14 protein-coding genes and 1 pseudogene are annotated in these 26,459 nt (G+C 47.4%); all 15 read right to left on the bottom strand.

Features of this window, described 5'->3' with window-relative positions:
- Positions 1 to 6 precede the first annotated feature (6 nt).
- Positions 7 to 1,050 (bottom strand): FecCD family ABC transporter permease, encoded by a 1,044-nt coding sequence (locus KAI36_RS04750; RefSeq protein ID WP_023987174.1) that lies wholly within the window; start codon positions 1,048 to 1,050, stop codon positions 7 to 9.
- Complete coding sequence (locus KAI36_RS04745; RefSeq protein WP_220027099.1) at positions 1,047 to 2,060, bottom strand: FecCD family ABC transporter permease; 1,014 nt, start codon at positions 2,058 to 2,060, stop codon at positions 1,047 to 1,049. Before KAI36_RS04745 ends, KAI36_RS04750 begins: the two co-directional genes overlap by 4 nt.
- A gap of 93 nt (positions 2,061 to 2,153) precedes the next feature.
- Positions 2,154 to 3,155, bottom strand: a complete 1,002-nt coding sequence (locus tag KAI36_RS04740) for an ABC transporter substrate-binding protein (protein WP_258296093.1) — start codon at positions 3,153 to 3,155, stop codon at positions 2,154 to 2,156.
- Between the two features lie 282 nt (positions 3,156 to 3,437).
- Complete coding sequence (locus KAI36_RS04735) at positions 3,438 to 3,926, bottom strand: RTX toxin (protein WP_220027098.1); 489 nt, start codon at positions 3,924 to 3,926, stop codon at positions 3,438 to 3,440.
- A 148-nt stretch (positions 3,927 to 4,074) separates the two neighbouring features.
- The gene (locus tag KAI36_RS04730; protein ID WP_220027097.1) at positions 4,075 to 8,127 is read right to left on the bottom strand and encodes an S-layer homology domain-containing protein; all 4,053 of its coding nucleotides are present in this window, start codon (positions 8,125 to 8,127) and stop codon (positions 4,075 to 4,077) included.
- A 63-nt stretch (positions 8,128 to 8,190) separates the two neighbouring features.
- Positions 8,191 to 11,109 (bottom strand): S-layer homology domain-containing protein, encoded by a 2,919-nt coding sequence (locus KAI36_RS04725; RefSeq protein WP_220027096.1) that lies wholly within the window; start codon positions 11,107 to 11,109, stop codon positions 8,191 to 8,193.
- 195 nt (positions 11,110 to 11,304) lie between these two features.
- The gene (locus tag KAI36_RS04720) at positions 11,305 to 12,822 is read right to left on the bottom strand and encodes a glycoside hydrolase family 30 protein (RefSeq protein WP_220027095.1); all 1,518 of its coding nucleotides are present in this window, start codon (positions 12,820 to 12,822) and stop codon (positions 11,305 to 11,307) included.
- Positions 12,823 to 12,998: 176 nt separating this feature from the next.
- Positions 12,999 to 15,727 (bottom strand): annotated as a pseudogene (locus tag KAI36_RS04715) (glycoside hydrolase family 3 C-terminal domain-containing protein).
- A 514-nt stretch (positions 15,728 to 16,241) separates the two neighbouring features.
- Entirely contained in the window at positions 16,242 to 17,225 is a 984-nt protein-coding gene (locus tag KAI36_RS04710) for a Gfo/Idh/MocA family protein (protein ID WP_023987166.1), read from the bottom strand.
- A 141-nt stretch (positions 17,226 to 17,366) separates the two neighbouring features.
- Positions 17,367 to 17,861 (bottom strand): GNAT family N-acetyltransferase, encoded by a 495-nt coding sequence (locus KAI36_RS04705; protein ID WP_220027094.1) that lies wholly within the window; start codon positions 17,859 to 17,861, stop codon positions 17,367 to 17,369.
- A gap of 230 nt (positions 17,862 to 18,091) precedes the next feature.
- Positions 18,092 to 23,059 carry a DUF4132 domain-containing protein gene (locus tag KAI36_RS04700; RefSeq protein WP_220027093.1) on the bottom strand — a complete coding sequence of 1,656 codons (4,968 nt, stop codon included), beginning with the start codon at positions 23,057 to 23,059 and terminating at the stop codon, positions 18,092 to 18,094.
- A 15-nt stretch (positions 23,060 to 23,074) separates the two neighbouring features.
- Positions 23,075 to 23,494, bottom strand: coding sequence for a hypothetical protein (locus KAI36_RS04695; RefSeq protein ID WP_220027092.1), 420 nt, complete (start codon positions 23,492 to 23,494; stop codon positions 23,075 to 23,077).
- 345 nt (positions 23,495 to 23,839) lie between these two features.
- Positions 23,840 to 24,697, bottom strand: coding sequence for a MetQ/NlpA family ABC transporter substrate-binding protein (locus KAI36_RS04690; RefSeq protein WP_220027091.1), 858 nt, complete (start codon positions 24,695 to 24,697; stop codon positions 23,840 to 23,842).
- A 278-nt stretch (positions 24,698 to 24,975) separates the two neighbouring features.
- Positions 24,976 to 25,647, bottom strand: a complete 672-nt coding sequence (locus KAI36_RS04685) for a methionine ABC transporter permease (protein WP_013308947.1) — start codon at positions 25,645 to 25,647, stop codon at positions 24,976 to 24,978.
- Positions 25,640 to 26,365 carry a methionine ABC transporter ATP-binding protein gene (locus tag KAI36_RS04680; protein WP_220027090.1) on the bottom strand — a complete coding sequence of 242 codons (726 nt, stop codon included), beginning with the start codon at positions 26,363 to 26,365 and terminating at the stop codon, positions 25,640 to 25,642. The genes KAI36_RS04685 and KAI36_RS04680 overlap by 8 nt, the downstream gene beginning before the upstream one ends.
- Between the last annotated feature and the right edge of the window lie 94 nt (positions 26,366 to 26,459).

The following is a 26,459-nucleotide window of genomic DNA, read 5'->3' as shown; positions in this document are numbered from 1 at the left end:
TCCTCCTCAAAACTGATTTCGATTCTTGAACAACAGATACAGGAAAAACGGTGCTCCTACCCCGGCGGTAAATACCCCTGCCGGAACATCGAGTGGCAGAAATACCGTACGGGCAATCAGATCAGCAGCAAATACAAGCAGGGCACCGACCAGTCCCGAAACGATGAGCATGCTGCCAAACATGCGCCCTACCAGCTTCCGGGCAATATGTGGCGCAATCAGACCGACAAAACCAATCGTCCCCGCGACAGCAACAGCCCCCCCAGCCAGCAGTACACTGCACAGTAGCAGTGCCGAACGATGACGCTGTACAGTGACCCCCAGCCCGGTGGCCAGATCATCCCCGAATTCCTGTGCGTTCAGACTGCGGGCAAACCAGATCGCCAACGGAAGCACGATTACAATCACCGGGATGATCGTTCTGACATCGGTCCACGATGCTCCATACACACTCCCCGTCAGCCAGATATACGCCTGACCAGCCGTATAGAATGGACTAAGAATCAGCATGAAGGTCGTCCCGGCCCCCGTAATGGCTGACACTCCGATTCCGATCAACACCAGTCGAATCGGGCTTACTCCTTTTTTCCAGGCAAGAAGATATATGATGATTGTGGTAATCATCGCCCCCATAATGGCAAACAGCGGCAACAGCTTGATACTGATGGTTCCACCCAGCAGGGTGACAAAACCCACAGCGGCAACGGCAGCTCCTCCCGTTATCCCGATCACATCCGGTGAAGCGAGCGGATTACGGATAATCCCCTGTAAGAGGGCACCGGACATGCCCAGTGCTGCACCAACAAGCAACGATAACAGCACACGCGGCAGCCTTAGCGTCAACACGACAAAGTCATGATCGCCTGCGCCCAGTCCGAAGATCGTCTGCAGCACATTCAGCGGAGATATGAAATCATTACCCACACTGGTTCCTAGAATGGATGCAATCAATACCAAAACCATACAGATTCCGATGATGAACAGCGATTTGCGCTCCATTTGCAAGGATAACGTATCTTTTTTATTGCGAAAAGTAATCATCTTCCTCATATCTTCGTCCCCCCCTTGCGGGCAATATAGACGAAGAAGGGACCACCAATGAGTGCTGTCATAACGCCAAGCGGAACTTCCTGCGGCATGATGATCAGTCGTGCAACGACATCCGCCGCCAATAACAAAATGGCGCCGCCCAGAATGCAGTAGGGAACAAGCCAGCGGTAGTCGTTGCCAACAAACGCCCGCATGATATGTGGTACAACTAATCCTACCAGACCAATCGAACCGGCCACCGCAACAGAACCACCGGCCAGCAATACCGTAACGACTCCCATAAGCACCTTAACCAGTAGCACATTCTGTCCCATGCCTCTGGCGATATCATCACCGGTCAAGAGCAGATTGATCGCCCGGCCCATAAACAGGGATACTACAGTGGCAACCGTCATATATGGCAGTACAGGATACAGCATGTCGAGTGTCCGACCGCTCACTGAACCTGCAAGCCAGAACAACACGTCCTGTAATCCCGTTCCATCCAGCACCAGGATTGCCTGTGTGAACGAAGCAAAAAGTGCAGAGATAGCGGTACCTGCCAGCACAATCTTGATGGGAGTCAGACCATCACGACCGATGGACCCAAGCGCGTACACAATCACTGTTGCAATGGTTGCCCCGGCAAAACCAAACCACATCATCGTACTGAGCGAGGACACCGACAGCACCACGATGGCAATAACGATAAAAAAGATGGCGCCCGCATTGATCCCAAACACACTTGGTGAAGCGAGCGGATTACGAGTTAGCGCTTGCATGAGTCCTCCCGCCACCGCCAAACTTGCACCAACAACAGCGGCAATAATTGTGCGTGGTAAACGTTCCGTCAGAAGTACGACATGCTCCACTGAGCTTTCGTCATAGTGTTGTAGTGCATCCACTGCTATTTGAAATGTTATGTGTGTGCGTCCCAGTATCATGCTGGCTACACAGGCGAGTAATAGCAAAATGAATAAGCCGGATAGTCCATACATCTTCGTACTTGCCTTCGTAAAAAGGGGAAACATATTCTCACTCTTTCATTCGTGAAATGCAAAAAAACCTGCCTGCCCATACACTTCGTATACGAATGTCCTGGTGCATGGCAGGTCTTGCTCCCATTAATTCAGATTGAACTGCTTGTATAGGTCGTCCAGCATCATGTTGGCCGATGTGTATCCGCCTCCCATGTTCCAGGCCACTTCATCAACCTGTACCAGCTGGTTATTCTTTACCGCATCGAGATTTTTCCAGAGCGGACTGCTGGTCCAATCCTTATAATTTTTCTCAATAGCTTCTGTTTCCGTACCTGAATTGAAGTTGAAGATCATATCTGCGTTCATATCCGGGATGTTCTCTTTCGAAGTCAACTCCACACCCCAGGTGTCTTCATCATGTCCAGGCGGTCTGGTAAATCCAAGCTCTTTCAAAATTTTCCCGGCGTATCCCATATAGAAAATGCGAACCTGATCGGCTCTGAAATTCGTAATAGTCGCTTCAATGGGAAGACGGTCACCCATTTTGTCTTTGAAATCCGCTACCCTTGCATCCCAATCGGCAAGCAACTTGTCCGACTGTTCCTTCATATTCATCGCTTCACCAGCCGTCTTTACCGTCTCTTTCCAGTCAAACAACGTCTCGGTAACTACCGTTGGAGCAATCTGGGATAGTTGATCATAGATATCCTCATGTCTTGTTTTGGTGGCAATGATTAGATCCGGCTTCAACTTGTTGATCTCTTCCAGATTCGGCTGTGATTCCTGACCTACCTGCGTCACGCCATCCAGATCCGCTTTCAAATATTTATATACGGGTTGCTGAACCCAGGATTCCACAACACCCGTTGGCTTCACACCAAGTGCAACAACAACATCATTGGCACCCTGGAACAAGGTTACAATCCTCTTCGGAGTTCCCTTAATTGTCGTTTCACCCATGGCATGTTTGATAACTCTGGTCTGCTCGTCCGCACCACTGCCTACTGTATTGCTCTTATTACCATTTGCAGACTTGCTTGAAGGGTCAGTTGTCCCTGTAGTTCCACCCGAGGCACAACCAGCCAGCACCGATATCATCAGAATAAGTGCTATATAAATATGTAGCTTTTTTGTCAATCCAAACACGTAGTCCAACTCCCCCTTCTCATCCTAATTGATATTAAAAATCATTATCAATTGTATTGTAATTCAGTTGAGTACATTGTTCAAGCATATTGATATTGCTGTGGAAGAACTCCCCATGCCTCTAGTTTCATGTTGAAAATCTCCTTGTACAGCAAAGGCTTGGATGAATACAAAATGCTCAGTATACAAAAAGGTGTAACCCTCCATAGTTGTTGGGTTACACCTTTATAAGTAATTCATGACCTGTCTTCAACAGACAGCGGTCTCAGACAAACATACCGATTAAGGTGTATGTCTGCCTACATATTGATAAGTACCTTTCGGGTATGCAATCCACTCATCCTGCTGATTAAAAACGGGCGAGCCACATGATATACCTTGTCTACGAACAAATGTCCCACCTTGAGGAAACAATTGATTCTGCGAATGAGGCTCTCCAATTACATCTACCACAGTTTCATGATATTTCAGTACATAAGCGACCGTATTAAATTCACTTGGGTTATAGAAATGACCCTCTTGATTAAAATAGGCAACATTCGTGACATCCATGAAATCGTAAAAGATACTGTTTATGATCAGATACGGAATTACTGGATTAACCGGATATAGCGCTATGCTGGATACGTTCATGCGGTTCGTGTTTTTCATGAATTGGTGAACCTCCAGCTCATATCCTTCTATTTTATGAGAGAAGTCATATTCTCGGTTGTAAAACAATTGCAGCACGATGCGACCGTCTCCACCATCGACATATTGTGAAAAAAACAAAAGAAATGCCTCCTGTGGTTCCTGATGAACCTGAAATATAATCGCTCTGCCAGCAACTCCTACGACCTACTTAAGCTGGACTCTTAAAAAAGTCAAATAATCATTTTCGAGGGGACAGGAGTCTCCTTGGTGCTGCAAAGCATACCGTTTATGGTGTATGAGTGCCGACATATTGATAGGTCCCTTTCGGAAACGCATTCCACTCATCTGGCTGATTATAGGCAGACGATCCGTAGGATATTCCTGGCTTGCGGACGAACGTTCCTCCTTGCGGTGCAAACTGCTCATGCGAATTTGGATTTCCTAATACATCTACCACTTGTCCTTGGTATTTTAAAACATATGCAACGGTATTAAATTCGCTCGGGTTGTAGAAATCGCCCTCATCATTGAAATACCAAGCATTCGTAATATCCATGAAATCATAAAAGATACTGTCGATGATTATATATGGCATGGCAGGATAAAGCGGATTAATCGGTAAAGTGGTAACTTTCATTTGGTTTGTTTTCTTCATCCATTGATGAAACTCAAGTGAATAACCGTCTGCCCTATGGGAAGGGTCTCCATTCCCGTTATAATGCAATTGCAAAACAATTCTTCCATCCCCGCCATCCACATATTGCGAGAAATATACAGCAGGCGCTTGCTGTGGTTCCTGTTGGACCTGAAACACAGCAGCCCTTCCATCTGCTCCTACTACCCATACCAGTAAAGGTTCGGGGGAAAGGGGGATAGAGGTGCCCATGAGTTCTACAGGACCGAGGAATGTCGATGATGGCGTTCCTCTATATACCAGGAATTTTGATTGTCCTGGGAAATAACTGGACAGATCCACGGTTCTGTGCGGCAAGCCATATTTAACCCCAATCGGAGTGATACCGCCGGAAACCAGCTCCGCGTTGCGTGTATTCAACGTGTATTGAACTGAGCCACCCCGATCATCCGCAGCCGTTATAGTAATTTCAGCAAGGCCGCTGCCTGTACCCGAAGCCAGTGTTAAAATACTGCCATTAAGCGATGCACTCACCAACGTCGGATCACTGGAGCTGACTGTAAACCGAAGCTCATCCCCATCCTCGTCGTTGAACAGTTGTTGCAGATCATAATCCCTTTGCTGTGTAACTCCGGGGGTCAATACCTGCTCGTTTATAGCCGAAATGACTTGAGGAGCATGATTGAGCTGAGGCATGCTGACGGTAACCGGGAACGTCGCTCCCTCTGCACGTCCGTACTGATCATACACACTGAGTGTTACACTTGTGGTTCCTACACTCATTGGGTTTAACTGTAGTTTCTGACCATTCATATGGGCCGTAGCAATTCCTGTATCATACGTGTCTGCTGTCACTGACAGGGATGCTAGATCCCAGTTCAATAGGAACGGTGAGAGATCCAGTTCTGAGGCGGCATCTCCCAATTGAAGCAACTGCTCAGGGATCGCTGTAATAACTGCATTCTCCAATAGATGAACCTGTAGGTCTGTGCTAATCTCTCCGCCTCTATCGTCTTTAGCCGTGATGGTAATCACGGTATTGCCGCTAGTCAGCCCATGAATGACAAGCTGATCATTTTGAAGTGCAGCATCTGCGACGGCTGGATCAGACGAACTGATTTCATAACGAATCGGATCATGATCCGGGTCGGCAAAGATAGTGGACAGATCCACGGTTCCGTCAGCCTTGCCTAAAATCAGATGTACCGCGTCTGGTACACGGGTTACCACCGGGCTACTGTTCGGTATAGGCAAAACCGTTACAATAAAGGTAACTGTATCTGTTCCACCCTTGCTATCGTCTGCCGTCAGGGTAATACTTGCGCTCCCCGCTTGCAGCGACTGGAAAGATAGCTGATCTCTCGTTATGGCAGTCTGCACGATAGAAGCATCCGAACTGGTCGCTGTGAACACCAGCGGGTCACCATCTACATCCGTAAATATCGTTGAAAGATCCAGCGTTGTATTAGGCTGGCCCAAAGTGACGGTTAATGGCTGAGGAGCTTGTCCATGCGGAGCATGGTTAGGAGCGCCCTGAACCGTTAGCTTGAATTCAATCTGCTTTTGTCCTGTGCTGCCATCTTCTCCCTGCTGTCCGTCATTGGCAGTGACATGAACGATCGTACTGCCCGCGCGAAGCGGACTCAAACGCAATTCATCTCCTGTAAGCACCACCGACGCTACAGCAGGATTATCAACAGTAACCTGATACGTTAAGCTAGCATTTTCCGGGTCTTGAACATAGTCGTTCAAATGCAGTACCAAGTCGGACTGTCCCACAGTAAGCGCCTGATCTGGTATACCTGCAGATACTGGCTGGCCGTTCACGATAATTTTGAAGGTCGACGACACCCTTTTTCCCCGTCCATCATTAGCCGATACACTGATGGATGCTTTTCCGACACTGACTGGCGTAAGCTTTAATGTATTGCCAGATACAGACGCCCGTACGATGCCGGATTGAAGAGAAGCTGCCGAGAAGGTCAAGGTATCCCCATCAGGATCGGTAAAGAATTGGCGCAAATCATACAATTGTTCACCAGCGCCTTCTGTAATTACACGCTCTACAGAAGCATTTACGACTTCAGGTGAACGGTTAGCGCTGCTAGATGAACCGGATGAGCTTCCAGAAGATGAGGACGTACCTGTTACACTTGCCACAGCTAGACCCGTAACAGCGTTGGAAGCTACTCCGGTACCCAGTGTGACCGCAGATACCTGTACATTTCCACTCACATTTACCCTTGCTGCCGGGTTGCTGACTTGAATATTTTCAATACTACCTGTATTTTTCAATTCCAAGGCACCCGTCCCTGTGACGGTCAGCTGCTGGATCGTGCTATTACCTGTCATCTCGACGGATTGGCTGCCAGTTACCTGAACGGTCTGAACCGTTCCCTGAAGATTGACTTTGTCCGCCCCTTCATTAACATTCAGCTGCGGCAAGGAAGCATCCGCGCTAACCTCAATGCTTGCGCTGGATTGCACGTTCATGACTGTCGCGCTTGCGGTACCACTGAATACAACGTGAACTTCCGGCTTTGTGACATCCATTTGTGTCAACGTTGAGCTATCAAATACAACTGTATTGTTATCTCCGCCGTTAATGTGGGTCTGTCCCTGCACCTGCACATCCTGTGCATAAAAATCCTGCTGTACTCGGGCATCCACCGTTAACTGCTGTTCCACTTTCAAATGCAGTATGGATGTAAAATCACCAGCGATCACCAAATCTCCGTTCAACGTGGAGCCGTGTCCGTTCAGCACAACGTTGCCGCTGAACTCCGCTTCGCCGTCACGAGCCGAAGTCCCGCTGCTGCGAAGCTCCAGCCAAGTGACCTTGTCCACCGTCCGGCCTGTGGCATGGAAACGAATGCCTGCGTTGCGCAGCACGGTCTGATTATCCGCGTGAAAAATGCCGCGCAGCGGCTCTGCCACGTCATAAGCGATGCCATTGATCCGTATCTGCTTGCCGTCCATTTCCTGGAGCTGCGAAGTACGCTCCTGTGGAAACAAGGCAGATACGAGCAGGCTGGCCGCATCTACGCGGCTTACCGAGTCTTTGGCGTGTAGATTTCCGCCAAATTCACTCATCAGCCCGTCATTCAGCGCCGCCCGAATCATCGGAGTCGCCCACGGGCTGGCGTCCTTCCACGCCGTCGGCAGCGTCTGCGCCGACGGCGAGTCGGTTGTGCTGGCGGGCGTGCCCGCAGACGTACCCGTCCCAGCGGACCTGACCAACAGCGCGACCAGTTCTTGGGCGCTGATCAGGTCATTCGGACGGAAGTGTCCGTTGGCATCGCCCTGCATCAGCCCGGCCTTACGGGCCGCCTCTATAGCCGGGCGCCCCCAACTATCAGCGGGCACGTCCGTGAAGGAGGCAGCGCCGTCCAAGTTGCCCGTCGGAAGCTGCAACGCTTTGACCAGCAGCACGGCTAGCTCCTGACGTGTGAGCTTCTGCTCAGGTCTGAGCGTTCCGGCGGGATCGCCTTGGATAATCCCGAGTTCACGGGCTTTTTGTAGTTGTTCCAATTGCTGTGCTGTAAGCTTCTGTACATCCGTCCAGGCGGCAGTATTGTTCCCTGTGGACCCCTTGGATACGGAAGCCGTATCTATCACGGTAGCTTGCTCTGCTCCGGCAGGAAACGAGGGGGTCAGCAGCAGCAAAGCAGCTGCCAGCTGAGCGGTTAACTTCTTATTTTTCATGGTGCAATTCTCTCCCCACCGATAAATGTAATCATGTATTCAAAATCTTAGGATACGTATGTTTTACGGCCGAGGACGACCGATAAAGACTCCTAAATTAACAGGGTAGTTCGTCCCCTCAACATTCCATTCACCAGATTGATAATGGTTTGGATTACCAATGACCGTACCGCTATTCCGTCCCAAAGCCTGCCCTTGACCAATAACTGCGATATCTATAAGCGTGTTGTTGTAGTACAGCTTAAGCGTTACAGGTTCGGAATTGTTACTTTGTAACTGCAGGAAGGTATAATACCAATCCTCCGATACGAACGAACTCAAATCATTCGCAATAACAAATGTTTGGCCAGGCATAATCACATCCCCGTCATTGGCATTTATAATAATCGGGTCTGGTTGGTCGGATCGCTCAATCCATATTCTATTTTTCTCCAACGGTCTGTTGGTAGGGTTATACAATTCAATCGCCTGGTCCAGATAATCTGGTTCGCCTTGCCACACGACTTCGGAAATGAACAAGTCTCTTTTCTCAACAATCACTGGAATCGTAAAAGATGTCGTTTCACCCCGATTATCATTTGCTGTAATCGTAAGGAACGTCAGACCATTACGCAAAGGTTGTATGAAAAGTGCATTCCCTTCTACCTGCCCCCCTGCCACCAATGGATCAGAAGACACCACAGTATAGGTCAGCGTGTCTCCGTCCTCATCAGAGAACATATCATTCAGCTGCAATGTTTGCTGACCATCTCCCGGGTCCAAATATTGAGGTTCAGGCACACGGGTCACTACCGGACGGTGATTTACGGGTTGAGGAGCATCAACTTGCAGCATAAATGAAGTGAAAGAAACGCCCCCACGGCCATCATTCGCCGTAATTCCAATCATCGTAATACCGGCATTATGCAGTGTTACAAATGAATCTTCTCCATTCTCCACCACACTGCCTACTTGGGGATTGGAAGAAGTGATGGTATACGTCAAGGTGTCGCCATCCTGATCCATAAATAACGAACCCGGATACAGCATCAGCTTGTCCTGCAACACATTAGCAACTACGATAGGTAAATGAGGCAAAGCCACAGGTATGTGATTCTCAGGCTGCGGATCAGGCAAAGGCGCATTCACCATAGCAGCAAACTGAAGCGAGGCTGTGCCTCCCTTGCCGTCATGGGCTGTTATTGTCATTAGACTAATGCCGGCTTGAAGCGGCGTAAGCATAAGCTGATCGCCTGTAACTTCTCCTGTGGCCACTTCTGGCGAAGCCGATTCCACCGTGTAGGTCAGTGCATCGCCATCTTCATCGTTAAACAAGTCAGACAGGCTGATCTGCTTGCCACCTTCATTTAAGAGCAAAGGAATGTCATTTAGGCTGTTGCTCGCGACAGGACTGTGATTAATGTCCTCCTCATAAGTAGAGCTGGTCACTGTATAGCTGAAAAACACGCTCGCTTTACCGCCTTTTCCATCCTCTGCCGTAACAAATACCTGTGTGCTTCCTACTGATTTAGGTTTTAGTGTAAGCTGTTGATTTGCCACTTCTGCTTCTGCTACATATACATCCGAAGTGACCGCATGATACGATAGCTCATCCTGATCGGCATCGTAAAACACATTTTTCAAATCCACTAGGGTATCTCCAGAACCCAAAATGGCATATTGATCGGCAGGAACTATAGCTGAGACAGGTACATGATTAGGTGTTGGCGTTGGATTCGTTGTAGAACTGCCACCGCCGCCACCGGATGAACTTTTTTTAGTGCTTGTTGAGGATGTATCCGAAGATGCACCCAACGTGGTATCACGTATAATTTGAGTCTCTGTTCCCCGCTCCGCAAGACGGGTCTGCACAGTCTGTATCCCATTGGCGAGACGTACCTGTGTATCGGCAAAATTCAGTTTAAGCTGCTGCCATACACCACTTCCTTGAATCTGAATAGGCTCATGCGTATCCACGATCATTTCGTTTACGTCTGCATGAATCTCTACATTTTTGGCACCCTGCATCAGGGTTACCTGAGGTAACGTATCACCTTGAATACGCACATAATCCGCTGCAATAGCTAACTTGCCTTTAAATTCTGTCCCTTTGCTATACAAAGTCACCGGATGTTGGGCTGTACCACTTTGTACAATTTGAAGCGCCGACAGATCAGCCACGTTTCGGTTCGATGCCTGATAGGTCAGGGTAGCCCCTTGAAGCGCCGGCACATTGTCTGCTCCGAACAGTTGCTTCAATTGCTGGCCGATCAAATAGGGCTTTCCATCCATATAGGCGATATCCCCGTCGATACGAGAAAGGATTCCCGTCCGTTCACCCGATTGGAATACATTCACCAAAAAGGCTGCGATATCCTGACGTTTTACCTGTACTTTAGAGTCAAACCGATTATCCGGCGTATCCATTAATCCCAGTTTGAGAGCTGCCTCTACGTTGCTTTTGGCCCATGCGCTCACCTGATCCCCATCAGAAATGTCCTGAACATCTCCGCCTTGAACATGGGTTCCTCCAATCGCTCTCACCAGAATTGCTGCCAATTCCTCACGACTCACTGCAGCATCCGGGCGGAAAGCACCTGATTCATCTCCGGTCATTAGACCTGCCGCACGTACAGCTTCTATATAAGAAGCTGCCCAACTCCCCTGCGTATCCTTAAAAGTTACTGCTTTCTCCGTTGCGTCAAGCTTAAGTGCATTTGCCAGCAAAGCCGCCATTTCCTTGCGCGTTAACGGTTGATCTGGACGGAAAGAACCATCTGGATAACCCGTGATCAGTCCTTGCTTCACAGCCTCCTGTACCGCCTGTAATGCCTGGGATGATATAGTGGACTGATCTGTAAAAGATACTGTACTGGCTTTAGTCACAATCGCTGACGTCTCCCCTTTCGTTTCCGCATGAACAAGCTGGGGCCCCCATGCCATACCTGCCAGCAACGTCACCATCAGCACTTTTTGCCATTCTTTATTCGTTTCTTGATTCATCAGACTCTCCCCCGTGAACGGTTCATTCTTGTTATTAGTGAAAAGATCTTATCATCCGCCTCTGAACCAATTCTGAACAATATTAAAATTTTATCTTTTTCACAGTCTGGACTTTGTAGCAAATGAAAAAAAAGCGCTCAGCCAGATGGGCTAAGCGCTCTAAAACTTCTATACAACGTTGATGTACATGCCTTGTCAGGAAACCGTAGGATTCCATTGAAAGGTAGCTGCGGACTTGGATGGAAGGGTAGATTTGAAAACCTTATTTCCCTGCCGAACCTTAAATGTCTTTGTGTTCTCTCCCGTATTGGCGGCAATCAGGACAAGCGTACCGTCGGGGTTGCGATAAGCGACCGTTTCGATACTTCCACTATAATGTGTAGAATCAATACGTACCGCACCTGGACGGACAAATTTGCTGGCGTGCCCAATCGCATAGTACTCCACATTTTTCGTAACTGCACCGCTTAACGGGTCGATGGTCACTACACCTCTACAGTTGGCGCAACCCCCATTGGTCGGACCCCCGGACGGGTCAAGTGCGATATTCCAAAAGAGGACATTTTGCGACCAGTTTCGGGGTGCACCAATGATCAGTTTGGACATGTCCCAACTCAAATCATCTCCAAAGCCCGGACTCCACGCTCCCCCACTACATTCTGTCATATATACAGGCTTATCAGGGAAAGCATTATGCACATCTGTCATCGCTGTGGGCTCTCCTTTGTAGCAATGAAAGGCCGTTCCGTGCGTATAGCTTCGAACCTGTTCATCTCCTAACACGGTCTTGGCATATTCGCTCCCTGTATCCCAGTTATGGTCAAAGGCAATAATGTGAGTAGATAAATGGTTTCGATTTAGGGTCGGGCCCAGGTATTGTTTAATAAAATTCGCCTGTTCTGCTGCTCCCATGCTCATGCTGGGATACTTGGACGTCGTGAATTCTGGCTCATTTTGAATGGAAATCGCCTGAATCGGAATTCCCTCGTTCGCATAAGCCTGTAGATAACGAACAAAATAGTCAGCATACGCCTGGTAGACACGCGGATCGGTATAGTCCAAATACCACCCATTATAAATCTGCTCCCCATATTTCATCCAGGGCGGAGCTGTCCATGGGGTTCCCATAATCTTTAAATCCTGGTTTCTTCTCAGGATTTGCTTCAGCACATCGATCACATCCCGATCCTTGGCGATGGAGAAATGATTCAGCTCATAGTCCTTGCCTGTTGCCACATCGTCATAGGTATAGCTGCCAGGCTGTCCCTGTTCATCTACGGAATAATCTGAGGCTCCAATGGTATGGCGAATATAACTCAGTTGAATGCCGCTGGCTGTAAACAAATCATTTAGCAGCTGATCACGCTGATTGGCAGACATGCCATAATTCATCAGGTATGCGGACGAACCGGACACCGCTGCGCCAAATCCCTCCATCGTCTGGTAACGAATATCTGGCTTAATCTCAATCGTCAGTGTATCCGCATTCGCAACATTTTCTTTACTGTTATCCTTATCCCAACGGATCGGGGCTTGTTGGGTTAGGCGATTCGCCGGATCGGGTGTTGTTAGCCACATGTTGACGTTATTTTCTGCTTTCGGCCCCGGAACATTCCGTATAGCCATACTGGCCAGGACCGCACAGATCAAAATGGCTACTGCAGCTATAAGTAGCCAGATGTCAGTACGTCGTTGCTTTTGGAGTTTCTTCATCTAATATCCTCCTCTCTCTATCATTAGCCTATCCCCATTCTCCCTACTATTTCAGCTTTCACTTGGGTTTCCCTTTGCATACCTGTTGGACGTTTACATACCGATAGCAAAAAGAGAGCCGGTGCTTGTGCCCGTGCTCTCTTGAATATAACCATTTTAAAAGGAATATAACGGGATTACTTTTTTGCCTTTTCTGTAGAAATTGCCGGAATCGTAACACTTCCTGTCAGTCGTAAATCCTGAGAGGAACTGCCCACATAAATGGGCACTTCACCCGCCGGCATAACCCATGCTTTGGACTTTTCATCCCAATATGAGAAAGCTTTCGGGTCGAGTTCAATGCGAACCTTCTTCTCTTGACCAGGCTTTAACTCTACCTTGGACCAGCCTGCCAGTTGACGGGATGGAGTCTCTACGTTTGTCGGAAGCTTACCGCTGTACACCTGTACAACCTCAGCTCCGGCTGTTTTGCCCGTGTTCTTCAATTTTAGCGAAACTTCGACGGAACTCGTACGATCGGATTTTTTTCCACTCGCATGCTGTTTTGTTTTCAGATCGCTATATCCGAATGTCGTATAGGATAAACCGTGTCCAAAGGAGAACGCCGGTTGAATACCCGATTTCTCATACCCACGATAGCCTACAAAAATACCATCTGAATAGTCACCTATACCGTTCACACCCGGAAACTTCTCTGGTGAGGACACGGGTGTAGACTGCTCGTTAACCGGGAAGGTTACCGGCAACTTACCCGAAGGATTCACATCCCCAAATAAGACGCGCGCTATAGCATTCCCTTGCTCTTGTCCAGCAAACCATGCTTGTACGATGGAAGGGACTTTGTCCTGCCAGGTATCCATTTGCACGGCTCTGCCGCTCATTTGTACGACAATGGTTTTCGGATTTGCTGCCGCAACCGCACGGATCAGCCGATCCTGATTGTTCGGCAGTTCCATATCGGAACGCTCAACATATCCTTCGCTCTCATACGTACGCGTAACAACAATCGCAACATCCGATTTTTCCGCCAATTTCACAGCGTTGTCAATCAACTTATCTGACGTATCTGCCGGAGGTTCCCAGCCCAGACGAACCATACCACCAGAATCACGACCATTTGTCGGATAATCAGCGCGGTATTCAATACGTATCTTGTGCTTTTCACCCGCTTTAAGGGAGATGTTCTTCTTCGTAGTGCCCAGCTTTTCACCTTGATTGTCCACGAAAAGCTTATCGTCGAGATACAGCTTGCTTGATCCCAAACTGGTTAATGACAATGCATAGTCACCATCCTTGGGAGCTGCAATTGCCCCTGTCCAGCGTGCAGATATCAAGCCGTTCAGTGTCGTTGGTGTATTTGGAACTTTAGGGGACTTCGCATTGAAGCCCTGATAATTATAAAATCCAAGGTTCATATTGACTTGGTCATCATTGCGTACAAGAATCGGATTGCCTTCCATCTTGTTATTCTTCCAGTATTCGCCTCGAAGCCCCTGTTCGCCATCTCCATAAGTCGCATATCCAACACTGATATCCTCTTTCTGATCAGATGTAGTCAACAGTGAAGACGGAACAGCCGATGGGCCAGGCATAATATCTCCAGCAGAGATCGGGTCTGTACCCGGTGCATATTGGACGGTAACTCCTTTGCCGACACGATTGCGGATGCCCTCTAACGGACTCACGGTATACGTCGGGTTCACCAACGAACTGCCTCCGCCTGCCACAGTGCCGTTATCTGCATCGGGGCCAATCACAGCAATGGACTTGAGTTTATCTTTAGACAACGGTAATGCATTGTTTTTATTTTGAAGCAGTACCATACTTTCCTCAGCCAATTGACGGGCTGTCTTGCCATGGTCACGGGCATCAATTTGATTATTTTGAGCCGGGTGGTCAAATAAACCTTTGCTGAACATTTGCACCAGAATGCGCCCAGCCTTATCATCAATCGTTTTTTCACTTACCTTGCCATTCTTAACAGCCGCCAGCAGCTGATCTCCCCATTTACCATAAGGGGTCCCCGGTGTTTCCAGGTCCAATCCGCTATTTGCCGATTCGACTGTACTCAGGTTCGCACCGTAATCACTCATCACGAAGCCCTTGAATTGCAGTTCCTTCTTCAAGAGGTCGGTCAAAAGAGTTTTATTCTCACAAGCAGACTCGCCGTTGACCTTGTTAAAGGAGCACATTGCCCCTCCCAAATCTGCTTTGGCGATGACTTCTTGGAACGGGCGTATGTAAATCTCATGCAACGCACGGTCACTGACTTTGACATTCGTCGTGAAGCGCTCTGTTTCCTGATTATTCATAAGGTAATGTTTCGCAGTCGCCAAAACAGGGTGGCTTTGTATACCTTTGACATAAGCGGTCGCCATTTGCGATTGCAGTAGCGGGTCCTCACCCATAGATTCAAAGTTTCGCGATCCCCATGGAATACGGGCAATATCCATTCCCGGTCCAAGCGCAACATTATGAGTTGTATTAAAAGCCTCGTCTCCGATCAAATCACCATACTGTTTGGCAGCTTGGGTATCCACGTTGCAGCCAACGCAATTGGAGCAGGCAACGCAGTAGATTGCTTGTCCTGCACATCTGGATTAGCGATGCGCACACCCGCAGGTCCATCTGCCATCGTCAGCGCCGGAATGCCCAACCGCTCCATCGAATTATTATAGAATCCATAGTAATTGTTGACCTTGCCAGTCACCAAATCTATTTTTTCTTCCAGCGTCATTTCCTGTATCAGCAACGCTGTCCGTTTCTCAGCCGACAGGGCCGTGTTCATCCAAGGCCGATCTGTCTGGCTTCCTGCCGCTCCTGCAATATTCATAGGTCCGATCACAACAGCCGCGATAACTGTCATCATCACCATACGGAACAACCATGTTGATTTCACTTTCACGTTTGTAATTCCTCCTTGATGTTAGGTCATAAGGTGAATGCCTATTCAACTCTCACAGGCTTGCAAAGGCTCTCGATCCTGCGAGCTCCGACAAGAATCCAGAGCCACGGGATAAGCAAGCAAGTCAGCAAAAGCCGCAATGGCTCAAGTGACACGTTTACCACCCTACCGTACATTTTCGAAAATTTCATTGAAAGTTTTTGGAAGTACAGCACTAGGACCTTCATTCTTTTCCATGAAAAGAGAGCGCTCACAATTCAGTTAACTGATAATAAAATTACACTTTTGTAACTTTTTAATGACAGTTTTTTAACTAATTTTAAACACAAAAAATGATTCATATGTCCCACTCTTGACTTACTCATATGGCGTTACCTAGCGTGCGACCAAAGTCGCTATTTGGGAATTGGAAATATTTATGTATGAGGATTTTTCAAAAATCCTAGTATAAAGAATTAACGCTCATAAACAAAAAAATTCCAGAGAACCTGAAAGGTACCTGGAATTAATGTGATTATTCAAACGGATATCGAAGCCCCCACTGTGAACGAATCTGATCCATCAGTTTCATAATTCCTAATGATTCATCCAAAGAAATAGTAGAACTTTCGAGCAAACCTTCGTTCAAGCAACGCCCGACTTCTTCTGCTTCAAAGGCATAGCCTGTAGAGGATCGGTCATCCTGAAAGTTTTGTGCCTCTTCACCGTCCACAACTAAAGTAGCCGATGTGCTGTTCAGGAATGACGGAATGTGGATATAGCCCTTTGTTCCATGGATGTATGCCTCATTCGTCAATCCGAGACGGACTGCCCCGTTAAGCATAGCCGTGCGTCCTTTTCCATAATCCAGCAAGATCGAAAATGTCTCGTCAACGCCTGTCTCCCCGATATGAGCAGTGCTCCATACATGCTCAGGTTCAGGACCGAAAACCATTGAAGCAAAAGAAACCGGATAAATTCCTGCATCTAATAGAGCACCTCCGCCCAGCTCAGGGTTCAAAAGCCGCCCCTCCGGGTTCCAATCTATTCGAAAACCAAATTCCGCCTTAACCAGCTTTACCTCGCCAATGTGTCCCGCATGTATCCACTCCCGCACTTGGCGAATCGGAGGCAAAAAACGTGTCCACATTGCTTCCATCAGGAATAGCTTACGCTCACGTGCAAAGCCGATCATTTCCTCCAATTCTTTGCTATTGACGGTGAAGGGTTTCTCACACAAGACTGCTTTGCCCGCCCGAAGAGCCGTCAGAACATTTTCTTTATGAAAAGGATGAGGAGTCCCTACGTAAATAGCATCTACCTCAGGATCTTGTGCTAATTCCTCATAGCTCCCGTAAGCCCGTGATATTTGATGCTTAGCTGCAAATTCGGTAGCGCTTTCAATAGTGCGTGATCCAACAGCATACCCTTCTCCATTCGTAACATGCGCCAAATCCGCAACAAATTGATCTGAGATCCAGCCTGTGCCGACAATTCCCCATTTAATCTTTTTGCTCATACTTGTGTCCCTCCCAGCAATTTGGTTAACGTTGACTTACAACATACTCTTTTATTCTAGCAAACGCCTGTCCTAAACAAAAGAAACAATTGCTAGACGACAGTTTCTTTTGTGACCCAGCAGCATCTTCATTTATACCCATTATTGAATGACGTATCTGTAAAACTTTTTATCCACTTTCATGACTGGAAAACCAATCGGCAATTCTCCTGGAGCTATACTAACAAAGCCGTTCTTCTCATAGAAACGATGAGCTGCTACGAATTGTGGTGTTGTTCCAAGATAGATTTCTTCAATAGACCTTTCCCTGGCCCATCCTATGGCATGATGCAATAATTGATTCGAAACATTGAATGTTTTACCTCTATAGTTTTGTTTTACAAACATCTTTCTGAGTGCTGTCTTACGGTTTCCAATATCTAATAAAGCTATAGTCCCTACTACGGTTCCTTCACTAAGAGCTACCCAGAAGTTGCCGTTACCACGCTGATAAAAGTTTTCAATATCAAGCAGATCTGGCTGATCTTCTTTGGTTATGGCGATATTATATTCATCTTTTTGAATATGTAAAATTAAATCGACAACTTGTGATTGATACTCGGTTGAGTACTCTTTTAGAAAGATACTTTTAAACATCGTTGTGTTCTCCTATTATCGTCAATTGTTATACTGTTAGATTCTCATCAAACCACAGAACCTAAAATATTACCCATATCTCCTTATTGGCGCTTGATAGACGCTCAATATTAAATAACTCAACCTCCGCAACTAAACTAAGTTTCCACCTACACAGTAGAGGATTTGAAACCATTGTCCAGGTGCGAACGTTGAGTTAATTATGAATCTCAATATATCAGAATTCTATTCTACGCTTGAAGCTGTGTAAGAATTTGCGGGTCCTTGATCTTCTGATCCTCAGCCAACAACACAATTTTGGATAGAATCTCCGCTGTTCTGGGGTCTTCGTCCAGAAACGGCAGGAAGATACGTCCACGATGCTGCGAATGCACCGGAATAATATGCAGTGCTCCCTTCGCTTGCTTATAGACACCCCCGCTTCCCAGATGCACAGCATATTCGCCAAGAGTCCCATCTACACGTGCATAATTCCCATCCAAGCGTACATTGCTAATTTTCAGCAAGCGAAGTGATTCCTGCACAATCACCCTACGCATTTCAATGGTCGTCAGACTGGCCTCTGGATCAACGCCGCCTACATGGGCAACACTGACGACCAGATCCACGTCCCGCATAACTTCGGAGAACAGAACAGGAGGAACTTCGTCCAACGGTACGCTCTTATACGTTGTCCGATCAAAGAACTGCACTGTCTCCAGCGTAGGAGCCTCGGTATCCGCTGGTGAGAACCAGTCTGCCATGGCATACAGGTTCGCAATCAGATTCTCGGCATAGTACACCTTCTGGAGTCCGTCCTCATAGCTGACTGTCCATTGGCGACCTTTCAATAGGGATACCGTTTTATTCGGCTGTACCTGGTGTCCCGCATATCGACGGGAAACTGTCGCGTTTGCACGTTCATCAGCATTCAGCAGATATAGCTCACGGAACACCTGCTTAAATGGCTGGCGTATCTGGCGGTCGAATAAGTCCTTCTGGAAGTCGCTCCAACGACCACTTTCGAACAAATGAAGGGGGTGAGCGATAATCAGCTTGTCCTCTTCTCCTATAGTATGCTGTTCAGCAAAAGGAGCAGTCAATACCAACGTTTCCTCATTAAAATATCCAAGGTGATCATCAGCCTTGAAAACCAGTGTCCGCACCAACGGAGCAAGCACAGGATTACCCAGCAGTCCTCTCAATTCCTTCACCATAAAGGTCGTACCAGACTCCATAGAGCGTTCCAATTCTTTGCGAGCTCTGCGGTACTGATCCACTAGATCTCCTTTAAGCTCCTTCAGCGACGTAACATACTCATCCTTCTTGAAACGAGCCGGAATGGATTTCAGCGTCTTGCCTTTGCTGACAATTTCAATATCTGCCGCTCCTTCATCATCAATGACGAGCTGTACCGTTGTTGCCTCGTCCAAAGCATGTGGCTCAAAATAAGACCGGAGATCATCCAGCTTACGAGCTTCCATGTCCCATACGAGACGGGTTACGTCATCATAACCTGCGTTACGTGCCAAATTCCCGAGTGCAATCCGTGAAACGAGTGCCTCACTGGCCTTACGCTGTGCCCCGAATTTTTTGCTTTGTTCCAGAAACCTCTGGATAAAGTCATAACGTTCGCGTACATCTGGTTCAGGCGGCTGAGCAAGTGGAATCAGACTGTAGGTCAGCAAATGGTCTTTGTTTCGCTTGTCCTCCACTGATCTTTCCATTTCACTCCGTTTGAGCTTACCCAGCGTCGCATCCGCAAACAACTGGGATCGACGATGATTGGCTCCAGCCGAAATATACTTGGCACAATCGTACAGCAGATCAAATCGTTCCTCGCCCAACGTCTCATAGGCCTCATGAAACCAGTGAATATCGAAGGCACCATCATTAAAATCTTGCGGAGCAATCGGCGAGTAATGAGCTACAATCGTTTCCTTCTCGGCCGAAAAACCTTCATTGATATGTGCATGGAAATACCATGCCGCACTGCGAAGCCCTTCCCAACCGAGATAGTCTGCTACAATCTCAATCCACTGCGGAGCATACATAGCAGCCTCCAGCAGACGTTTATCCGTAATTTTAGTGTTTTTCAGCTTTTCCTTGAGCAACGTGGCATTCTCGCCATCACTCGGATAACATGCTTTGAGCAAGTGGCTGAACGATTCTTTTTTGGTAATACGATCACCGTAGCCGTACACATAACCACGCACAAACGTTTCCTTGTCGAGAGCCTCCAGAATACGGATGAAATAATCCATACCTTCAAATTGGCTCAATCCCATAACCTTTGGCGTAGCCTCGGTAGGCAAATCGCCTCGAACCAATTCAACCTCTAACAGTCGATCAATAACCGTACGACGTATTTCCAAAAATTCATGTTTGCTAGAAATCCATGTATTGCGGGCATTGGTTAATGAACTCATATGTCTTCTGCTTTCCCTACCGGCCAGCAGTTCCCGATACACTTCCCCTACACCGATCAACCCTTTTTCATATGCTTTGAAATAATCCTCTAGATCCAGCGGGGAATAAAAACGATTTTCCGCTCCTGGCAGTTCTGCGTAGTTCACAAAGGTATGGAAAAAGCGCTTAAAGGACTCACCATCATGAACCTGCCCCTTCTCCAGTGCCACCCACGGGCTGGACAATAGATGGAGCATTCCCATATCCTCTACAGGTCTGTCCTTAGGCACGCCCTGCATTAGTGAATTTAAAGCAAGGTCAATTACGTCAAATGTTTGGTCACCGGATGTGTCCATAAAATAAGCATTAACTAATGTGCTTACCTGATCGGAATAGGTCAGCTCTGCCATCCATTTCTGAACCTCGTTAATCCGATCCAAAGGATACATTTGCTCAGCGAAGTCTTTACGCCATCCTTCCAGCAGCTTGTGCTTGCTTTGTTCTGAATAGTTCATGTTAAAAGAAAAGTATCGATAGTAGCGATCCAGCGTTCGGTCCATAGGCTCCAATCGGTCATAAAAAACAAGCTCCAGCAGTTCACGCGCTTCCATGCCGCTTTCCTGCAAATAACGGTCCCACTCCTCATATAGAGGATATAAAGACAGTCTGGAATCTACTTCTTCATCGACCTGAACCAGCCGTAGAGGACGAAGGTTCGTCCCAATAAGCAATGTATCTTTGTAGCCCGAATAATACTCCGCAGTATATTCCACATCACGATGATGATGAACAAGCTCATCCAGTCCACTCAGAAACTGCTTGAGCTTCTCCAATGGACTAACAAAAACATCGGCCAATCGAAAATCACCCAGATCAACTTTCTCTTCCAACCAAGCTTCCTTGACATTCGGATCGTACAGGCCAAAACCGTTAGCCCCTGTATGAGCATCCTCCTGTCCCAGCTTGGACAGCAGTTGCTCCTCTTTGGCTGTAGGTTGCTGAATGATATCCGCCAAAGCCCGCAGGCTTTCATACTGTTCGGCACGATCCGGGTCTGCATATATCTTCGTCAATACTTCCAGTCCACCCAATCGTTGCAGCTCCGCCTTAGCACGCAGCAAGCGTTCCAATGAGCCAGCCAGCGGCCCTTCCGATTGTGAGAGCAACACACCAATGACACTTTGTCGCAATGATCCCGTCTTGAGCTTTAATAAGGCTTCCATTTGTTGCATTTCTGGTTCCGACAGCGTCAGCTTACGCGCCTTGGCCACAGCGAACTCACGGATACTCATACTTTTGTCAGACAAACTGGAAAAAATAAAATCACGTTGTACCGTATCCTCAGGGTTTTGCACAAAATGGTTCAACAGTTCGCCACGAAGATTAGGGCTAATCTGTTCCTTTAAGGCTATGATTTCCCCAATCCAGGAAGCGTCCATATCATAACCAGCGAGATACAGCATTTTTTGAATAGGTGCATCTGAGCGGTGATACAGATTTACAAAATCCAGCACCTTGGAAGGCTCAGTGGACTCACCCTTTTTCATATGTACAAACAGGTTATGAAGTCGTTCAAAATCCTTACGCCGCTCCTCTTTGCTCTCCAGCAAAGGAGTGCGCACCACTTTAACGATCCGATCCGCGACCGTCCCGCTTTCTATCCATTCATAAAAATAATTGCTTGTATAGTTCGTTAGTATCCAATATTGAAGCTCCGGGTCCGTTTCATCCAGATATTCTCTCGCAATTCCGAGGCGCACATCCTTGTTGTCACTGTTAGACAGTACATACAGTGCTACAATCTTCTGGTAAGGTGCTCCCTGCTTCATGAGTTTCCGAACCTGTCCATACAGATCACGTTCCTCATGTACTGCGGTAGCCCACAGACTCATATATACTTCATTAGCATTTGAGCTGGTCAGCCATTCCTGGCGCAGTTCACTTCGAGTCAATGCTTCATATGCCTGCTCGATCAGTTGGCGAACGACCCGCTGATTGGCGGATTCCAAGCCCATTCCCGTCCATACTGCAAGCGCCCGCACTACCGAGCTGTAACGAATGAAGCCTTGGTCGATAATCACCTTTAACAGATATATTAGAGCCTCCGGGGTTCCTTCATCCATTTGTTCCACGATACTTTGGCGCAATCCCTCCTGGAGCTTGGCGGCTGCCAAGAGCTCGCCGATCATGCGATAATTCTCCTCCTGATGACTCAGGAGCATGCCTTTAATCATATTGCGCGTAAGTAACGCCGCCTGATTATCCCCATAAATAATAGCTTTTAACGCCTCAAGCACCTGCGAATTACCGTTATCCAGCTCATAAGCAATCCAGTCACCAATCGTTTCCTGAATCCGGTAATCCCTGCCTGGTTCATAATCCTTTTTTGTTAAATAATCCATTACGGAGAACCCGATACAGTCCATTCGAATCAACTGCACCATTCTTTTATAAATCCGGGAAGCATGGGCCGTAATATCCGAAGTGCGAAACGGTTTTCGCGCATACCCTGTGCTGTATGGATATTCAGTCACATGCTCTGTTAGATGTGCGAATACATCGCCCGCTGTTTGTCCAATTAGAGCACGTAATACCTCTGTCAGTGGCTTAAACAGCGGTTCTCCGCTTTCCGTCGCCCGTTCTTTTAATATTCGCTGACATTCGTTAAATGGCTCCTCGTCCTCCTGTATGTAATGAAGCTTACCCAGTTCCACAATATACTGAGCCAACTCCTGTTGTTGTCCATCCAGTTGCGCCGCGCGCTCCTTCAGTGTGGTGAAATATTCTTGCTCATTGTTCTCTTGATGCATATTTCGTTTCCCCCTCTACCATAGGCCTCCAGCCAGCATTGTGAAGCGTATAAATACAATCTCATTCCCATCCTTAAGTGACAAAGGAGCATCCAGTTCAATAGTTTCCTCGTCACACACAAAAACTCTGTATAAACCATCTTCAAAAGCCTGCATCGCCGTGTTCACGGCATCCTTAATATCCGGGACACCCTCATTATATATGGAACCGAATCCTACTTTGCCTATCTCGCCTTGTGCCTGAACTTCCTCTCCCGTGAGGAACGGAATCAGCGCGACACTCTCCTGCTTTTCCCGTAGCTTTTGAACATTCAGAGCAACCGTTGCAGTGATCAAATCTCGCAATGTTCCTGGAGCAGGACTCAGCTCTAATTCCTGTCGTGCGAGTGCGGGCTTGCGCTTTCCCAGACTTTTTACAGTTACAAACAGCTTCATGTCGTTCCCCTTCCTTTTTATTCACGCTTTTGGCCCGTTGTCAGCTGAATTTTTTGACCCGTTTAAAAACACCGTTAACGAAATCGAAAACGAATGTTTGTTCGTATATTTATTTTAATATGTTCCTTATCATTACTCCATCGCCCTTTATGACCAAAATTTGCAGCGGTGTAACACCCTAAAATCTTAAAAAATAAGACTTTATACCCTGTTTTCGATAATTCCTTTCCATATTAAGGATGAAAAAAAGACCTGCACAAGGGAGACCATCTGCTCTTCACAGACTTCGTTCCATTATACAGGTCGTATTCCATCATAAAACGATGTTTCAACATACTTATTTATTTAAAATGCTGGAACAACGCTATCCTTGTAATTATCCTCAAAAAATTTACGTACTTCCGGTCCAGTCATTCGCTTTGCCAGCTTTTGAATAGCATCGGAATCTGCGTTATCCTTACGCGCTACCAGATTAATGGCAAAGTGCGTATCGTCTTTTTCGGTAATCAGCGCGTCCTTCTTCGGTGTCAGACCGAGCGGCTTGGCATATGCGGGATACATGGCAGCCATGTCCACATCATCCAGTGACCGCGCCAGCATCAACAAATCCACTTCTTTAAACACGAATTTTTTCTTATTCTCAATAATATCAGCCTGTGTAGCATTATAGCCTACGCCTTCTTTAAGCTTGATCAAACCGTTTTGCTCCATCATTACTAAAGAACGTCCAGTATTGGCCGGGTCATTGGCAATGGCAATAGTCGCACCTTCGGGCAGGTCTTTAATGTTCTTGTATTTTTTGGAGTACGCACCGTAAATGGCGTTGTAAATTGGTTTTATCGCTACTAAATCAGACTTGTTGCTTTCATTATATTGTTGCATAAAAGGAGCATGCTGAAAGAAGTTAGCATCCACTTCATGGCTTGCCAATGCGTTATTCGGTTGGATATTGTCTGAAAGCACGACGATTTCCAGATTGACTCCGTCCTGTTTAAGCAGCGGCTTCACGATATCCAGCACATCTGTCATCGGTGGGATTAGCGTTGCTACTTTCAAGGTCACTTCTTTTTGGGAAGTTGCTTCTTTAGACTGTGTTTCTTGAGCAGCCTGCTTTTGACCACCGCATCCGGCAACCAGTAGCATAACGACAGCAAATAGTGTAAGTAATTTCAAGTTCGTTTTCATGTTGTTTTTCCGACTCATTTGATGAGGAACCTCCAAGTAAATTGTGATTAGGAAGATAAAAAATGAGTTACAGTGGGAGCCGCAGCCGCTTCGCGAATGATTTGATCTTCCGATCGCTGTTGAAACGGGATTCTCTCTGATCTATGAATTAATTTATAGGTTAGAATCCCATTTCAAAGGCGAACGCTAACGCTTCTCCAGATTCAAATCCTTCGCTTCGCTTTTGAGGCACTGTAAAGTCATTTTCACTTCCCATAGTGGGTGGTGCAAGTGTAGCGAAAAGTTACATTTTTGCCCTATCGTTTGTCGATCCGGCGGGATATGGTGCTTCCGGTGAACTGGATCGTTTGTACGAAAATAATCATGACGACGATGGTGAACGCCATCAAGCCTGTTTCGAAACGCTGGTAACCGTAACGGATGGCAAAATCGCCTACCCCGCCGCCGCCCACAATGCCCATCACCGTGGAGTAGGAGATGAAGCTAATGGTGGACGTGGTCAAACCCAGTACAAGCCCGGAACGAGCTTCCACGTACAGAAATTTAAAAATAAGCTGGAGGGTGGATGCCCCCATAGAAGTAGCAGCTTCAATTACACCCTTGGGCACCTCAAGCAATGATTGCTCCACCAGCCTCGAATAATAGGCGATGGCCACCACTGACAAGGGAACCGTAGCAGCCATCGTGCCCAGCGCCGTCCCTACGACCAGACGTGTAAATGGAATCATAAACACGACAAGCAACAAAAACGGGAACGAGCGGATGACATTGACCACACTGTTCAATAGGGTGAACAGCAGTCGATTTTCATATTTTTGCCCTTTGCCGCACAAATACAAAATCGTTCCTGCCGGAAGCCCTAACAGTACAGCTGCTGCGATAGAAATCCCCACCATGATAAACGTCTCTCCGATGGCTTTCCATATCTCAGACTGATATTGCGCAATGATGCTCAGCATTTCATTCATCAGCTTCACCTGCTCCCGCTGTTGAACCTACCGCAGCGTCAGCTACACGTTGCGTGGAAAGCAGCTGCCCATCCCGCATTTCTGATACACGGGTACAAATATTGCGTACCACGTCCATATCGTGCGTTACGATTACAATGGTAACTCCCAGTTCACGGTTGATCTCCCGTAACACGCCCAAAATATCCGCGGTCGTCTGCGGATCAAGCGCCGAGGTTGGCTCATCACACAGCAGCACTGCAGGTCGATTCGCCAGCGCTCTGGCGATCGCCACACGTTGCTTTTGGCCTCCGCTCAGTTGTGCCGGATACTGTTCTGCTTTATCAGCTAAACCGACGAATTGCAGGCATTCGTGCACACGTTCTGCTCTCTCTTTTTTCGCGACACCTGCCAGCTCCAACGGCATTGCCACATTTCCACTGACCGTTCGATTGTGAACAAGATGATAATGCTGAAAAATCATCCCTATGGATCGCCGCGCTTCACGGAGACGTTTTTCCGGCATGCGAGTCAGATCTTCCCCGTTTACAACCACGTTTCCCTCATCCGGCCTTTCCAATACATTCATCAACCGGAGCAACGTAGACTTACCGGCACCGCTGGCACCTATGATACCGTGAATTTCCCCTTCCTCCACTTGAAGGGACACGGATTGAACCGCATGAAATTGGCCGCTTGAGGTGGTATAATACTTGCTTACCTGATGCAGCGTAATCATGAAACCTGGCCTCCTGATGATCCATTTCTCAGGGAAAATGTAATAAGCCCGCCAGCCCAGGCGGGTCTGTACGAGCCGTCAATTCAATTCCCAT

The organism is Paenibacillus sp. S02 (assembly GCF_019454065.1).
GTDB classification, from domain to species: Bacteria; Bacillota; Bacilli; order Paenibacillales; family Paenibacillaceae; genus Paenibacillus; species Paenibacillus polymyxa_B.
Note: the sequence above shows the minus strand (reverse complement) of the source record. Positions and strands in the feature narration are given on the sequence as shown.

Coding starts and splice junctions, on each gene's coding strand:
- KAI36_RS04750 (WP_023987174.1), bottom strand. CDS start 1,050: ATGAGGAAGATGATTACTTTTCGCAATAAAAAAGATACGTTATCCTTG.
- KAI36_RS04745 (WP_220027099.1), bottom strand. CDS start 2,060: ATGTTTCCCCTTTTTACGAAGGCAAGTACGAAGATGTATGGACTATCC.
- KAI36_RS04730 (WP_220027097.1), bottom strand. CDS start 8,127: ATGAAAAATAAGAAGTTAACCGCTCAGCTGGCAGCTGCTTTGCTGCTG.
- KAI36_RS04725 (WP_220027096.1), bottom strand. CDS start 11,109: ATGAATCAAGAAACGAATAAAGAATGGCAAAAAGTGCTGATGGTGACG.
- KAI36_RS04720 (WP_220027095.1), bottom strand. CDS start 12,822: ATGAAGAAACTCCAAAAGCAACGACGTACTGACATCTGGCTACTTATA.
- KAI36_RS04710 (WP_023987166.1), bottom strand. CDS start 17,225: ATGAGCAAAAAGATTAAATGGGGAATTGTCGGCACAGGCTGGATCTCA.
- KAI36_RS04705 (WP_220027094.1), bottom strand. CDS start 17,861: ATGTTTAAAAGTATCTTTCTAAAAGAGTACTCAACCGAGTATCAATCA.
- KAI36_RS04700 (WP_220027093.1), bottom strand. CDS start 23,059: ATGCATCAAGAGAACAATGAGCAAGAATATTTCACCACACTGAAGGAG.
- KAI36_RS04695 (WP_220027092.1), bottom strand. CDS start 23,494: ATGAAGCTGTTTGTAACTGTAAAAAGTCTGGGAAAGCGCAAGCCCGCA.
- KAI36_RS04690 (WP_220027091.1), bottom strand. CDS start 24,697: ATGAGTCGGAAAAACAACATGAAAACGAACTTGAAATTACTTACACTA.
- KAI36_RS04685 (WP_013308947.1), bottom strand. CDS start 25,647: ATGAATGAAATGCTGAGCATCATTGCGCAATATCAGTCTGAGATATGG.
- KAI36_RS04680 (WP_220027090.1), bottom strand. CDS start 26,365: ATGATTACGCTGCATCAGGTAAGCAAGTATTATACCACCTCAAGCGGC.